Consider the following 13,889-nt stretch of genomic DNA (forward strand, 5'->3'; position numbering starts at 1 on the left):
CTGTAGGGGGTGTCGGGCCAAGCATTTGCCAGGGAACAGCCATGAACTTGCGCCAAAGTGATATTTTCCGCACCTCGAAGCTGGAGGAAGCCGACGGGCCCGGTCTGAATCCGACCGCCAACCGCACCATGGGCGATATCATCGCCGCCCGTTTCTCGCGCCGAAGCTTCCTCAGCGGGTCGATGGCCACGGTCGCGATTGCGGCGACGGTTTCGCCGATCGCGATGCTCGCGGCGGATCGGGCGCGGGCCGGGTCGGGATCGGCCTTCGACTTCCCCGAGGTCGAGGCAGGGGTGGACGCCGATCACCACGTCGCCGAAGGCTATGACGCGGACGTGCTTCTGCGCTGGGGCGACAAGCTGTTCGCCGACGCGCCGGATTTCGATCCCGAGAACCAGTCCGAGGCGGCGCAGCAGCGCCAGTTCGGCTATAACAACGACTTCGTGGGCTTTATCCCGCTGGAAGGTGCGACCGATCGCGGCCTTCTGGTCGTCAACCACGAATACACCAACGAACATCTGATGTTCCCCGGCATCGTCACGGTCGCGGATGGCAAGATCAAGGTTGCCGATGCGACCGAGGATCGCGTGAACATCGAGATGGCGGCGCATGGCGGGACGATCGTCGAGATCCGCAAGGCTGACGGCAAATGGCAGCCGGTGCTGGATGGCAAACTGAACCGCCGCATCACCGCCAAGACCCAGATGCAGCTGTCTGGGCCCGTCGCCGGGCATGACCGCGTAAAGACGTCCGAGGATCCCTCGGGCAGCAAGGTCTTCGGCACCATCAACAATTGCGCGGGCGGCGTGACGCCCTGGGGCACCTACATCATGGCCGAGGAGAACATCCACGGCTATTTCACAGGCGAATTGCCCGAGGGCCATGCCGAGGCCGGGAACTACAAGCGTCTGGGCGTTCCTGCCGGTGACTATCAATGGGGCAGGTTCCACAAGCGCTTTGACGTCAGCCAGGAGCCGAACGAGCCGAACCGTTTCGGCTGGGTGGTCGAGGTCGATGTGATGGACCCGAACTCGGTTCCGAAAAAACGCACCGCTCTCGGCCGTTTCAAGCATGAGGGGGCGGAAAGCGTCGTCGCGAAGGATGGCCGGGTGGTCTTCTACCTGGGCGATGACGAGCGTTTCGACTATGTCTACAAGTTCGTGACGGCGCGGGCCTTTGATCCGGCCAATCGCGCGGCCAACATGGACCTGCTGGACGAGGGCACGCTTTACGTCGCCCGCTTCGAAGTCGATGGCAGCCTGACCTGGCTGCCCTTGGTCCACGGTCAGGGGCCGCTGACCCAGGCGAACGGCTTTGCCAGTCAGGCCGATGTGCTGATCGAGGCGCGCCGTGCCGCGGACCTGCTGGAAGCGACGCCGATGGACCGCCCCGAGGACATCCAGCCGAACCCCAAAACCGGCCGCGCCTATGTCATGCTGACCAACAACACCAAGCGGACAGAACCCGATGCCGCGAACCCACGCGCCGGGAACGCCTTTGGTCATGTCATCGAGATCCTGGAAGCTGGCGAGGATTTCACCGCGACCACCGGCAAATGGGAGATCCTGCTGCAATGCGGAGACCCCGCGGTGGCCGAGGTCGGGGCGACCTTCTCGACCGAGACGACCAGGAATGGCTGGTTCGGGATGCCGGACAACGCTGCAATCGACGCGGATGGCCGGCTGTGGATTTCGACCGACGGCAATTCGATGGCGGACACGGGCCGCACCGATGGGCTGTGGGCGGTCGATATCGACGGGCCGGCGCGCGGCACCTCGCGCCTGTTTTATCGCGTGCCGGTCGGGGCCGAGATGTGCGGTCCCTGCCCGACCGGGGACATGACCACGATGTTCGTCGCGGTCCAGCATCCCGGCGATGGCGGCGATGATTGGGAAGGGCATGGCCGCCCGTCCTATTACGAGGATCTTTCGACGCGCTGGCCAGATTTCAATGACAGGATGCCGGTTCGCCCGGCCGTCGTCGCGATCACCCGGCAGGGCGGCGGTCGCATCGGCTAACAGTGAGGCGGGCGGCGACATTGGCCAAGCCATGGTCGCCGCCCTGCCCCGTCGCAATCCGAACCGTGCGGGCCTTTGACAATCACGCGGATCCGCCGACCCGAGTTGCATCACCAGACATCTGGCCATCGCCCGCCAGCACCATGCCGTTGCCTTCCAGTCGATGCCGATCGGGTCGATCAATGGCCATGCAGTGACCTGATCGGTCCTTTCAGCTTTATTCGTCGTCGAGATTTTACGCACCTGTCCATATCCGACGCGATGCCCGCGTCAGAGCTGTCAGGGCATTGCAGGGGCCGGTCTTGGCATATTCCGGTGCGGCCGGAAGCGGTGGGACAGTTATCTATGGCGCAGTGATGGTAAAACGCCTAAACCGGCAGGAACCGACCTAGCGATCCCTGTTTTCACTGATGATAGAATTGGCTCAGACCGCCAGCCGCCAGAACCTTGATATAGAACAGGAGCATCGCATTGCCCTTTGCCTCGGGGCGCATCGATCCGGCACATCGCTGATCGCGGCAGCGCTTGAGGCCCTTGGCGCGCGATTGGCCTTGCCGGAGCACGAAGCCAGTGATGAGAACCTAAAGGGTTTCTTCGAGCATGGCGACATCGTCGCGCTGGACGATCGACTCCTGCAGTTGGCTGGCAGTGCATGGGACGATCCGGGCTTTGACGGCCAAGCCTTGCTTGAGCTTTCGGCCGATACCCGGTCCGCGCTGGAACAGACCGCTGGCGATATCCTTCGACAGGATCTTCTGAAGGCCCAGCTTTCGGCAGTCAAGGATCCCCGGATGTGCCGGCTGCTTCCATTCTGGTTCCCGACCCTGCGTGCGGCGGGCTATCGCGACGAGAGCGTGCGGTGCGTGCTGGTCACCCGCGATCCGGTCGAAGTAGCCATTTCGCAGCGGACACGCTGCCGCAAGAACCCCGATTACTATGAGTTCGGCGAGAACCTGGCAGAAGGCGCCGCACTTTGGTTGGGGCATATTCGTCCCATTCTGCGCGACTGCCTTGGCCGCGAGCTGTTGGTGCTGTCCTATCGGGATTTTCTTGAGCGTCCGGTGGAACTGTTCGAGGCGCTTGGCGCATTCCTGGAGATAGCCCCGGATCCGGTGCGGATCGCCAGATTTGCCGACGAATTCATCGACGCGAGTCTATGGCGCAGCCACGTCGATGACATGGCCGTTGCTGAGGTTGAAGAGGCCTTTCCGGGATTGCGAGCCGCCGAGCAATGTCTTGCGGCGCTGTCCGGTCGCGTCGTGGGCGAGGCGGAACTGGCCCCGATCCTTCAGGAACTGGACCAGCCCGCCTTCGGCAAGTCGCTATCCCGGATCACGGCCCGCGCATACGGCCGGCTGTCGGCGCGTCGCCGCGATGAGCGGATGGAAGCGCTTCGGACCGAGAACGCCCTGCAGGTGACGCGCGCCGCACGTGACGAATTCGCACGGTCCAGAGATTCCGTTGCCGCCGCCGCTGCCAAGGTGGAAGGCGGGTTGCGCGAGAATCTGACCCGGCTGAACGAGGGCCTTGCGGCACGTGATCGGGAAATTGCCGATCGCGGCAGGGAGTTGCGTGAGGCGGCTGAACGGCACAACCGTGCCTTGGCCGAAGCCGAGGTCGCGCGTGCGACCATGCAGGTCCGGATGGATGAGTTGCAGAAGGTCTCGGATTACCTGCAACAAAGCATGGGGGCCATGCTCTCCTCTCGGTCCTGGCGGCTGACCTATCCCCTGCGCAAGGCGGGGACGATGGCTCGCGATGCGAAGCGGCTGCCCGCAATCGGATTGCGCAAGCTGAATCGTGCCAGCCAGGTCGCGCACCAACGGCTGAAACGGTCGCACCCGGAGACTGCGGAGTTGCTGCGGCGAAACATCCAGCCGCTGATGATGCGCGCAAATATGAAGCTGCTCGGGCAGTACAATCCCGCGCAGGAAATCGCCATGCGCGAAGCTGAGCCTTCCGCGGTGCTTTCCTCGAACTCCATCTTTGAATATCAGCAGACACGTGAATTCCCCCCATTCGCGCCGCTGGTCACGATCATCGTCCCGAACTATAATCACGCGCGTTATCTGGAAAAGCGTTTGGACAGTATTTATGCCCAGACCTACCAGAACTTCGAAGTGCTGCTGCTGGACGATTGTTCATCCGACGAAAGTCGCGAAGTTCTGAACCGATTTGCAGAAAAATTTCCAGATTGCACTCGGACCCTGTTCAACGAGGCGAATTCTGGTGGCGTCTTCTTCCAGTGGGAGAAAGGGCTTGCCGCCGCGCGTGGAGATCTGATCTGGATCGCGGAAAGCGACGATTGGGCCAGTCCCAACTTCCTGGAATCCCTCGTTCCCTACTTCCAGAACGAGGCCGTTCAATTGGCCTATGCGCGTACCGTTTTCATGGATGGCGCGGGCGAAAACCAGATCTGGTCGATGGAGGAATATCTCGCCCAATTCGGCGGTGAGCGTTGGGGCAGAAGCTGGGTAGAAACAGCTGCCAATATTGTCCGTGATGTCTTCTCGATGACAAACATCGTGCCAAACGTCAGTTCGGCTGTGTTCCGTCGATTTGATCGACTGGAGGCGCTGGAAATCGACTCATGGCGAGGTATGCGAACTTGCGGAGACTGGATGTTCTATCTTAACGCCATTCGTGGCGGGATGATGGCTTATACTCCAGATGCGCAGAACTTCTATCGCATTCATGAAAGCAACACCTCGGTTACTTCTCATAAAGCAGACAAGTTCTACCGAGAGCATGAAGAGGTGGCAAAGTGCCTGCGCCGCCATTATCGCGTTCCTTCCGAAAATCTTGTTCGGATGGAATCCAATCTGCGGCATCATTGGAAGATTACCCGCGGCGACTATTCGGATGAGGCATTTAGCACCTGCTTCGATGCTGACCGCATCCAAATCGAGCAAACGCGCAAGCCAGGTGTCCTTATGGCGGGCTACGCATTCTGCGCCGGTGGCGGCGAGACATTCCCCATTCAACTTGCCAATGAGCTGAAGCTTACGGGATATGAAGTAACCTTCCTGGACTGCGCACGCGAAGAGCGCGTCGAAGGCATCAGGGCCATGCTGGCCACCGATATTCCTGTCATTAGTGATTTCACCCATCTTCGCCGGATCGTTCAAGATTTCGACATCGAACTGGTCCACTCGCATCACGGGTGGGTCGACAATACGGTCCTGGACCTGTTGCCTCCAAATTCGCCGACGCAAACGGTCGTGACCTTGCATGGCTTTTATGAGACCGTGCCCGAAGCGCAGTTGAAGGTTCTTCTGCCGCGACTGATCAACCGGAGCGGTGGCCTGGTTTATACGGCCGGGAAAAATCTTGACGCCATTCGTCAAGCTGGCCTGATTGACGTGCGCGAGATTCATCGCATCGACAATGCCCTGTCGAAGTCCGATGTGAAACCGCTTGATCGTGCCACGCTTGGCATTCCTAACGAGGCGTTCGTCCTGACGCTGGTATCACGCGCCTTGCACAGCAAAGGCTGGCTTGAAGCAATAGCTTCGGTCGGTCGCGCAAGGGAAATCTCGGGACGGGACATCCATCTGATCCTGATTGGCGAAGGCGAGGCCAAGGATGCAGCCGAGGAAGCCGGGATTCCGGGTCACGTCCATCTCCAGGGCTTCCGGCAGAATATCAGGGATTATTTCGCGGCATCTGACCTCGGATTCCTGCCGTCACGTTTTCCGGGAGAAAGTTTTCCACTGGTGGTCATTGATAGTCTGTTGGCCGGAACCCCTGTGCTTGCCAGCGATATCGGAGAGATCCGCTATATGCTTTCCACCCATGACGGACCCGCGGGCGCTCTTTTTGCACTGGACGAGGAATGGAGAATAGACACCGAGGGATTGGCCCAGCTGATCGCGGATCTGGCAAGCGAGCCGGGCGAAATTCAGCGGTTGAAAGCCCGGGTTTCGACGGCAGTTGATCGCTTCGATCCGCAGCGGATGGCAGACAATTACGATAGCGTCTATCGACGGGTCACTGCCAAGGGCGGACAAATATCATGAGCGGATCAGTTGGACAGGTTCTGGTAACTGGTGGTGGCGGTTTCATCGGGACCGCGCTGACCAGACTGCTGTTGTCGCAAGGAATCAAGGTTCGCAATCTGGACTTCGTGCCGAACGACTTCACCGCACCTGGCTTGCGGCATTTTCAAGGCAGCTTCCTCGATCACGGTCTGACGCGCGAAGCAATGGCGGGGGTGGATTGCCTGTTCCATCTGGCGGCGACCACGTTTACGCGCGAAGCGAACCAGAATCCGGCACGCGATGCACAGGAAAACATCTTGGGCACGTTGCAGTTGCTTGATTATGCGTGCGAGGCTGGTGTCAAACGCGTGGTGTTCTGTTCATCCGGCGGGACGGTATATGGACCGACGGACCTTGACCTGATCCCGGAGACTGCGCCGACCAATCCCATCTCGGCCTACGGCATTTCGAAACTCGCCTGCGAGAAATACATGCGGCTCTACGACGCAAGCAGCGGTTCCGGGGTCGGCAATGGCGCACTGAGCACGGTTACCCTGCGCGTCGCAAACCCTTACGGCGCCGGGCAAAACATCAGCAAGGCGCAAGGGGCGCTGACGACCTTCTGTCACCGAGCGGTTCGAAATGAGCCGATCGAAATCTGGGGCGACGGTACGGTCGAGCGCGACTATATCGACGTCCGTGACGTGGCCACTGCACTTCTCGCTGCCGCGCGTGCAGTCAAGGTGTCGGGGACTGAAATCAATATAGGATCAGGACGGGGGGCATCGCTCAACGAGCTCGTCTCGGGGATCACCGCCCAACTCGGCCACGCACCAACGGTGACATACCGGGCTGCACGCAGTTTCGATGTGCCGCGGAATATACTTGATATCGCGAAGGCAAAACGAGCATTGGATTGGGAACCTGTGATTGGATTGCGAGCGGGCATCGCCAATCTTCTTGCGGACATGCAGTCCCGCCCTGAGGCCTGAGACAAGGAAAAATCATGAAGCGCGCAATCGTTCACATGGGGATGCCGAAAACGGCAACCACTTCGTTTCAGAACGCCGTTTATGAACACCGTCATACGCTTTTTGATAGGCACCGAATTCTCTACCCAGCGGTAGGAGCAAATCACACAAATACACTCTGCCCGATGTTCCTACCTGATCCACGCAGTCATATCAGCGTGAAGATGATGGGAATTACCACACCGGAGCAAGCCGAACGATTTGTGAGCAATTGCTTTCAAAAGATGGAAGCTGAGCTTTCAATAGGCGGTTGGGACACTCTCGTATTGTCTGCTGAGGGGCTTGCAAATCTGCATACCGGGGCATTACGTGATCTTCGTTCCTGGCTTGATGGCTTCGTGGATGGGATCGAAGTTATCTATTGGCTCCGTCATCCTGTTTCATTTACGGTTAGCGTCATCCAGCAAATGCTGAAAGGCGGAGAGACTATCGATGATATGATCGATAGAATGCTGCCACTTAGCAACTACCAACGGCGATTGGAAAACGCGATAGCTGCTTTTGGGGCAGAAGCTATGCGCATCTATCGCTTTGAAGATTGCATACAGCATCCAAGTGGACCTGTCGGTGCCTTTTGTGAACAGATTTACGTTCCTTGGGAAACTGCGAATACAATTATAGACAGCGCCACTGTCGAGAACGAATCTATGAGCATGCTATGCGGATATACATTGGACGCCTTAAACAGGTTGGTTCCAATGTTCAAAGATGGGGTTTTTAATCCGCTCAGACAAAATGGAGAGCTTGCTAAGCTGTTGACAATCAAGGGACCGCGCTTTGCCCTTGATTACGAGAATACACGTCGGATTCGCGAGGCATCTCGTCCAGAGATCGCGTGGCTGAGAGACAAGTGTGGATTGGATTTCTATCCAGATATGCTTGTTGATGAATTTGCGCACCCTGAGTCAGTTCAGATTCCAGATCGCGAGACAACTGAATCTTTGGCATTGCTGCTTTCCGACTTGCACAATTCAAAAAAGTGACTGCGCGGCTGATCGGATCCGCTCGTTCAGCCGCGAGATATCTGCGGCACAAGTATCAGATGGCAAAGTTTTGAAACCGATCCTGATCCTGATGGCCACCCGGAACGGGGGGCGGTTCATTTCTGATCAATTGGAGAGCATTGCGCGCCAGTCCCATGCGGATTGGCAGCTTTGGGTTTCCGACGATTCCTCGACCGATGCGACGCTGGAGATCGTGGGGACGTTTGCGGCTCGGCGACCGCAGGGGCAAATCAAGGTGCTTCGGGGACCGGGGATTGGCGCGACCGAGAATTTCCGAAGCCTTCTGCGCCGCGCCGACCTTGCTGGCCGGTGCCTTGCGTTCTGCGATCAAGACGATGTCTGGGATGCCGACCATCTTGCGCGGGGTTTGCAGGCGCTGACCGATGTGCCGAACCCGCTTGCGGTCTATGGGTGCCGGATGCGTGTCTGCGATGCGGCGCTGCAGGAACTGCATCTGTCGCCCCGCCCCGCACGGCCCCTGGGGTTTCGGAACGCGCTGGTCCAGAACATGCTGAGCGGCAATACCATGCTGATGACCCCCGCTGCGGCCCAGCTGCTGCAAGAGGCCGAAGCCGAGGCGGGCTCGATCCCGATCCACGACTGGTGGGCCTATCAGCTTGTCACGGGCGCAGGCGGCACGGCGATCCTGGACGAGCAACCGGGCCTGCTTTACCGGCAGCACGGGGCGAATGTCATTGGCCTGAAACGTGGGATCCGCACGGTTCCGGGGCGGCTGGCGCGTCACCTTCGGGGCAAGCACCGGGAATGGGCACTGCAGAACAGCGCCGCGCTGGCGGCCTCATCCGCGCGTCTTACCCCGGAAAATCGTGAAAGGCTGCGGGCCTTTACCGAAGCCCTTTCCGCCCCTTTGCCAGGTAAGCTGGCGTCGCTGCGACGCTCAGGCGTCTATTATCAAAGCCCGCAGGCGCGCGCGGCCTTTTGGCTATCGGTGGCCATCGGCGGGTTCTAGAATTGAATTTTGCAATTCGATCGATTAGATTGTAATGCAAATCAGAAATACGGATTGCCTATCATGTCCGAATCCACAATCACGATCAAAGGGCAGACCACCCTGCCTAAGACTGTCCGTCAGGCGCTGGAGTTGGGGCCGGGCGATCGGCTGCGCTATGTCATCCTGGATGACGGGCAGGTGCGGCTGATGCGGACGCGGGCTGTGTCGGAACTGGCCGGGATGCTGCACCGGCCAGGGCGGCCGCCGGTTTCGCTGGCTGACATGGACGAGGCGATCGGCCAAGCCGCGCGGGACGAATGATCGGCATCGATACCAATGTTCTCGTCCGGTTTCTGACGCGCGACGACGCCACGCAATCGACACAGGCCGTGGCGCTTTTCGCCGGCTTGACCGAAGCACAACCAGGCTACCTGTCGCGAGAGGTCATGGTCGAGCTGGTATGGGTGCTGGAGCGCGCCTATCAACTGCCGCGCGCCGAGATTGCGATGGCGGTGGACGGGCTTCTGGCGGCGCGCGAAATCATGGTCGAAATGCCAGACCGCGTCGGCCTTGCCATCGAGCGTTACCGTCAGGGTGGCGCGGGCTTTGCCGATCACATGATCGCACTTTCCGCCCGTGATGCCGGCTGCAGTGCGATCTTCAGTTTCGATCGCAAGGCCATTGCCTCGGCCCAGATGTCGCCTTTGCGCGCGCCCGACTGAGAAAGCTGGCATCGGGGCGCTCCGGGCACTGCCGGTTCAGACCATCACTCACGATGGCCACAGCAGAGGGCAAGTCGTTCAGCGGGCGCTTCGACCCTGCATCCCGGCTTCAAGCCGTTCGGCCATGCGGCGAAAGACGTTGGCGATGGCAAGCTCCATCTCCAGCCCGTCGGTCGCGACGGAACCCGGGTCTTCTTGTCCGTCTTGCAGAATCTGCCGGTCCTCCAGCCACAAGACCACCTTGCGCAGGTCCTTGGCCTCGATCAGTCCGGGCAATGCATCGACCAGCTTTTCCAGGGCGATCAGACGCGCCTCGGCAGATTGTGCTTGTGTCAGGGGGTGGGTCATGTCGGAATCCGTCATTCGCGCGGCTTGGGCCATGCTGCCCGGAACGGGCGCAAAAAGCGAGTGGGGTGCGGCGATCAATAATTCCCCGGCGGGTCGCTGGCCGGAAAGGATTCGTCCCCCTGCTCATCAACCATGTCCCAGTTTCGCGGCGGCGTAGTCATCTGGCGGCGTCCTGCGTCGCGCACCTTGGTCAGGGCGGTGTCCGGAAAGGTCCGATAGCGGGCTTGGTCGCAGACGGATTTCAGAAGAAACCCGGCCGCGATGCCAAGGCAGAATGGCAGGATCTCGTCTCGCATCGTCTTGCTCCCTCTCCGATCAGGCCACAGGCGCCGATTTGAAGATGGAGCAAACCGGCAAGTGCGGCAGATGTTCCCGTGATCAGGAAGGCGGACATTCCGGCGCAATGCAGGGTTTCGATGAGGAAGGGGCAAACTGATGCCTTCGCATCATTCCGGGCGGCCGTTCCGCTTTTGCAGGAACTTCTGCTTGCGGGTCTTGGGACGGACCTTGCGAAACGTATTGTCGAAGAACCGCAGCACCTTGGTCACCGACATCAGCCTGTCGACCACCGAACTGAGGTTCTGCAGGCGTTCGGACAGCACTTCTCCTGCAGTCAGCGCGATTTCGGATTGCGTGAAGCGGGGAAAATGCTGCTGAAGCGCGGCATAGGGATTTGCCTGATGCCCGCCCACCAGATCGACCTCGCCATGACGAAAGAGCAGTCGCAGGACGACCTGCTCGAACGTCCAGTCATGCACGTCGAAGACCTTCCACTTTTCGCTGCGCTTCGAGGAAAAGCCGGCAAGGTGGATTTTCGGGGTCACATCGATCTGGCGCAGCCAGACGCATAACCCGAACCCGGTCGTCGGCGCCTTGTCCTGCGGATAGAAGGGCAGCAGCACCCCGCTAAGGTCCAGATGCTTGACCGGGACATCGCCGAAAGCCTCGGGAGGGCTGAGGTTCTCGTCGGGTCCGACCTTGATGTTGACGACGCCAAGAAAGGTGTCGCGATCGAAGAATTTCAGAACCTCCGGGACTTCGCGCCGGTGGACGATATTCGCCCCCATCATCCCGCTTCGGCAGGCCAGAATCGCGGGCCGCGGGAACGGAACGTCCAGCACCTTGTAGACCTTGTTGAAGAAGATGAAGAGCGTATCTTGCGGAAAGTCCCGCAGCAGCGACGCGATATCTGTTTCCGCGCTGTTCGCAACAAGGACGACGTTCGAATAGGCTTGGAAGAATGCCTTCCACTCGCTTGCGGCAGGATCGACCTTGACCGTCGCAGTGGTCGAGAAAAAGGCGTCAGTCATTATCATTCTTCCAGACATCCCCGGCATCGGGACGGTTCAGATAGCCGTGAAGTTTTCGGGATTTACGAAGCCCCTCGATGCTTTTGCCAAGATGCAGCAGGAAGCTGGCGACCTGTCCCGGCAGGCTTCTGTTCTTTTCCATCTGCCAAGGCGTCCCGGCGAGATATTGGCGATAGGTTTTCGCATGTTCCCGGTGGATCCAGGCGACCTGACGCTGCCAAGGCTTTCGGCGACCGGTAAAATGGACGATGACCGGCTTCGAAATTTCGGGCAGAAAGCCGGTCTGGGCATTCCAGCGCGGACTTAGCCGCACCCATTTCCCTTCCAGCGCCGCGTTCAGCGCATCCTGATCGGTGGCGTGGTAATTGTCGAGACAGGTTTCAAGCTTGTGCCTTGCCTGTGCAAGCAGTTCGCCTTGCAACGTGGAGGGCCAGTCAAACAGGATCACCCCCGAGTTGAAATAGGCGCTATCCGGTCCCAGGCCCAGCTTTTGCCTCCGCTCTTGCACCTTTCGCGGGAAGGCCATGATGAAGTCATCGACGGCAATGGCGGGCTTGCGCATGAAGCCGATCCGACGCAGCGCATTCATCGGCCTGACGACCAGCGTATCGGCGTCCATGTAAAGAACCCTGTCCAGATCGCGCGGCAGGATCTGGTCGAGAAACAGCCGCGTCAGGACCGAGGGCGACCAACGGCCGCGCGTCACCTTGGGCAGTTGGTCCCGCGTGAATGTCAGGACTTCAAGCGGAAGCCCGTGGCGCTTCTTGAAATCCGATATTGCATCGTGATCCGCTGGAGTGGCGTCCAACGTGACAAGGAAGAAACGCGCAGGGCGATCCAGCTGATTACGCGCAGAAAGCAGGGCGCAGCAAGCCGCGGCGAGCATGTTGTGGTCGGCACAGGTGACGACCGCAAAATCGGCCTCGTCATCGACGGCATTCATGCTTGCGCTACCCGCCCCTCATCTGCAGAATCGCTTGACGTCAAGTCTACAGCGCGCGGATGGGAAGGCAATTGTGACTGTTCTACTAAGCCTCTCACGCGCAAGGCGATATGCCTATCGTTTCGTGAAATTCCACCTCGCCGCGGCGCGCGCGCCCCGGCTGGACACACTTGAGGGCAAGACGGTGGTGGTCGTGGGGTCGGCACCGTTCTCGACCCGGCCAATGGGATGGAACCCCGATTTCCGCGTCCTGACCATCAATGCCTCGCAAATTGCGGCGCAAGGCTGGCTTACCCAGCAGCCGGACGTGACCCTGATGCAGTTCAACCAGATCGAGGGAACCAATTCGTCTGCCGTAGACGTGCGCAGGGTGCTGCAGCATCGCCGCACGGGGATTCTGTTCATGCTGCATTGGCGTCACGACCTTGAACGGCTGCGGCGCGGATTGGCCAGTTTCGACTATGGCCATGACCAGGTTCGGCTGATGGGCAGGTATGAGCGGATCGCTCTGATGCGTGAGGTCACGGGCAGACTCAACGTCGAGCTTGAGGCGGATACGAAATGGTCGAACGGGATCGTCGGCGCGGCTCTGGCCATTCACAGCGGCGCCGCCAACGTTATCCTGACCGGCATCGATCCGGCATCGACGGGCCATGCCTATAACGATCTGGCGCATCCACGCCTTCACGCCTCGATGGATCTGGGCGCGTTGGAGATTTTCCGGCAGCGCGGCTATCCGCTCTTTACCGCCGATCCCCATGTCGCGGAACGGACCCAGTTGCCGCTTTGGATGGGTTAAGGCTCAGATCGGCCTGAAGTCGGGATCGATCGCCTTGGCCATGCCGATCCAGCGGTCGGCATAGGCGACGTCCTGCCAATCCTTGAACCAGGGGCCGCCATTCGTGTAGTGGACCGCCTTCGGAAAACCGGAATCTGGCGTAGCGTTCCAGCCTTCAAGCCAGTTCCACTCTTCGGGCAGCGCCCCGATTTCATCATCTGCGGCCCATTGCATCCGGTGCAGATAGGCGCCGCTTTCCCGGTTGATCAGCTCCGGCGTCAGCTTCCGCGTCGAGGGGTGGTCGCAATTGAACAGCATGAACGAAGACCAGTTCTTGCGGGGATAGGTCGTCTGGACCTTGCCATCCATCTTTACCCCGGCTTTCGGGGTGTAATCATGATGCACGCACAGCACCGCCTTGCTGTCGTCGCGATAGTCCAGCAAACCCGCAATATCGCCAAAGAAAAGGAAGTCGCAGTCGCAGAACAGCGCCCATCCCCGGTAATCCGCCAGCCACGGCGTGAAGAAACGGGAATAGGTGAATTCCGTCGAGGCGAGCGGATCGACTTCGCGCGTATAGACCCCGCGATCAACCAGCTCCTGCAGCTTGATAGGATGGACATCGACATCAACCGTCGCTTTTTCCAGCAACGAGGATTTTGCCACCTGATAGGCAATATCCTCGCGCGAGTCCCAGCCGATGAAAACCTTCAGATCCGTCATGTCATGCTCCACGGAAAAAGGGGGTGCCTATCGGGTCCGGGGCTGGCTTTCCGTGGGTCATAGGCCCGGATCTCGCTTTG

At 59.7% G+C, this 13,889-nt stretch carries 13 protein-coding genes; 8 read left to right on the plus strand and 5 right to left on the minus strand.

Annotated elements, in window-relative coordinates; translation table 11 throughout:
• Window positions 1-41 precede the first annotated feature (41 nt).
• The 7 genes from ACO2Q4_RS09450 to ACO2Q4_RS09480 all read left to right on the plus strand — a co-directional run bounded on the left by ACO2Q4_RS09450 (window position 42) and on the right by ACO2Q4_RS09480 (window position 9,707).
• Entirely contained in the window at window positions 42-2,018 is a 1,977-nt protein-coding gene (locus ACO2Q4_RS09450; protein ID WP_423318882.1) for a PhoX family protein, read from the plus strand.
• A gap of 419 nt (window positions 2,019-2,437) precedes the next feature.
• Entirely contained in the window at window positions 2,438-6,037 is a 3,600-nt protein-coding gene (locus tag ACO2Q4_RS09455; RefSeq protein ID WP_423318884.1) for a glycosyltransferase, read from the plus strand.
• Window positions 6,034-6,990, plus strand: coding sequence for an NAD-dependent epimerase/dehydratase family protein (locus tag ACO2Q4_RS09460; protein WP_311759134.1), 957 nt, complete (start codon window positions 6,034-6,036; stop codon window positions 6,988-6,990). The genes ACO2Q4_RS09455 and ACO2Q4_RS09460 overlap by 4 nt, the downstream gene beginning before the upstream one ends.
• A 14-nt stretch (window positions 6,991-7,004) precedes the next feature.
• Window positions 7,005-8,012 carry a hypothetical protein gene (locus tag ACO2Q4_RS09465; protein WP_423318886.1) on the plus strand — a complete coding sequence of 336 codons (1,008 nt, stop codon included), beginning with the start codon at window positions 7,005-7,007 and terminating at the stop codon, window positions 8,010-8,012.
• Window positions 8,013-8,082: 70 nt separating this feature from the next.
• Window positions 8,083-9,003 (plus strand): glycosyltransferase family 2 protein, encoded by a 921-nt coding sequence (locus ACO2Q4_RS09470; RefSeq protein ID WP_423318888.1) that lies wholly within the window; start codon window positions 8,083-8,085, stop codon window positions 9,001-9,003.
• A gap of 63 nt (window positions 9,004-9,066) precedes the next feature.
• On the plus strand, window positions 9,067-9,306 hold the full coding sequence (locus ACO2Q4_RS09475; protein ID WP_311759131.1) for a type II toxin-antitoxin system PrlF family antitoxin: 240 nt from the start codon (window positions 9,067-9,069) through the stop codon (window positions 9,304-9,306).
• Entirely contained in the window at window positions 9,303-9,707 is a 405-nt protein-coding gene (locus ACO2Q4_RS09480; RefSeq protein WP_311759130.1) for a PIN domain-containing protein, read from the plus strand. Before ACO2Q4_RS09475 ends, ACO2Q4_RS09480 begins: the two co-directional genes overlap by 4 nt.
• A gap of 78 nt (window positions 9,708-9,785) precedes the next feature.
• On the opposite strand, the gene ACO2Q4_RS09485 is transcribed toward ACO2Q4_RS09480, so the two are convergent.
• The 4 genes from ACO2Q4_RS09485 to ACO2Q4_RS09500 all read right to left on the minus strand — a co-directional run bounded on the left by ACO2Q4_RS09485 (window position 9,786) and on the right by ACO2Q4_RS09500 (window position 12,308).
• A complete protein-coding gene (locus ACO2Q4_RS09485) occupies window positions 9,786-10,055 on the minus strand; it encodes a hypothetical protein (RefSeq protein WP_423318891.1) in 270 nt (89 codons plus the stop codon).
• Window positions 10,056-10,129: 74 nt separating this feature from the next.
• On the minus strand, window positions 10,130-10,351 hold the full coding sequence (locus tag ACO2Q4_RS09490; RefSeq protein WP_311759128.1) for a hypothetical protein: 222 nt from the start codon (window positions 10,349-10,351) through the stop codon (window positions 10,130-10,132).
• Window positions 10,352-10,501: 150 nt separating this feature from the next.
• Window positions 10,502-11,365 (minus strand): hypothetical protein, encoded by an 864-nt coding sequence (locus tag ACO2Q4_RS09495; protein WP_311759127.1) that lies wholly within the window; start codon window positions 11,363-11,365, stop codon window positions 10,502-10,504.
• Window positions 11,358-12,308 carry a glycosyltransferase family 8 protein gene (locus ACO2Q4_RS09500; protein WP_311759126.1) on the minus strand — a complete coding sequence of 317 codons (951 nt, stop codon included), beginning with the start codon at window positions 12,306-12,308 and terminating at the stop codon, window positions 11,358-11,360. Before ACO2Q4_RS09500 ends, ACO2Q4_RS09495 begins: the two co-directional genes overlap by 8 nt.
• A gap of 73 nt (window positions 12,309-12,381) precedes the next feature.
• Between ACO2Q4_RS09500 and ACO2Q4_RS09505 the strand changes: the two genes are divergently transcribed.
• Window positions 12,382-13,107, plus strand: coding sequence for a hypothetical protein (locus tag ACO2Q4_RS09505; protein ID WP_311759125.1), 726 nt, complete (start codon window positions 12,382-12,384; stop codon window positions 13,105-13,107).
• 3 nt (window positions 13,108-13,110) lie between these two features.
• Here the strand turns inward: ACO2Q4_RS09505 and ACO2Q4_RS09510 are convergent, their stop codons facing one another.
• Entirely contained in the window at window positions 13,111-13,809 is a 699-nt protein-coding gene (locus ACO2Q4_RS09510; RefSeq protein ID WP_395133215.1) for a hypothetical protein, read from the minus strand.
• Window positions 13,810-13,889 lie beyond the last annotated feature (80 nt).

Origin of the sequence: Paracoccus sp. KR1-242 (assembly GCF_049446195.1) — a bacterium.
GTDB classification, from domain to species: Bacteria; Pseudomonadota; Alphaproteobacteria; order Rhodobacterales; family Rhodobacteraceae; genus Paracoccus; species Paracoccus broussonetiae.

Excerpts from the sequence above, each read along its gene's own strand:
- ACO2Q4_RS09495 (WP_311759127.1), bottom strand. The coding sequence starts at position 11,365 with ATGACTGACGCCTTTTTCTCGACCACTGCGACGGTCAAGGTCGATCCT.
- ACO2Q4_RS09500 (WP_311759126.1), bottom strand. The coding sequence starts at position 12,308 with ATGAATGCCGTCGATGACGAGGCCGATTTTGCGGTCGTCACCTGTGCC.
- ACO2Q4_RS09485 (WP_423318891.1), bottom strand. The coding sequence starts at position 10,055 with ATGACCCACCCCCTGACACAAGCACAATCTGCCGAGGCGCGTCTGATC.
- ACO2Q4_RS09475 (WP_311759131.1), top strand. The coding sequence starts at position 9,067 with ATGTCCGAATCCACAATCACGATCAAAGGGCAGACCACCCTGCCTAAG.
- ACO2Q4_RS09450 (WP_423318882.1), top strand. The coding sequence starts at position 42 with ATGAACTTGCGCCAAAGTGATATTTTCCGCACCTCGAAGCTGGAGGAA.
- ACO2Q4_RS09460 (WP_311759134.1), top strand. The coding sequence starts at position 6,034 with ATGAGCGGATCAGTTGGACAGGTTCTGGTAACTGGTGGTGGCGGTTTC.
- ACO2Q4_RS09480 (WP_311759130.1), top strand. The coding sequence starts at position 9,303 with ATGATCGGCATCGATACCAATGTTCTCGTCCGGTTTCTGACGCGCGAC.
- ACO2Q4_RS09465 (WP_423318886.1), top strand. The coding sequence starts at position 7,005 with ATGAAGCGCGCAATCGTTCACATGGGGATGCCGAAAACGGCAACCACT.
- ACO2Q4_RS09490 (WP_311759128.1), bottom strand. The coding sequence starts at position 10,351 with ATGCGAGACGAGATCCTGCCATTCTGCCTTGGCATCGCGGCCGGGTTT.
- ACO2Q4_RS09510 (WP_395133215.1), bottom strand. The coding sequence starts at position 13,809 with ATGACGGATCTGAAGGTTTTCATCGGCTGGGACTCGCGCGAGGATATT.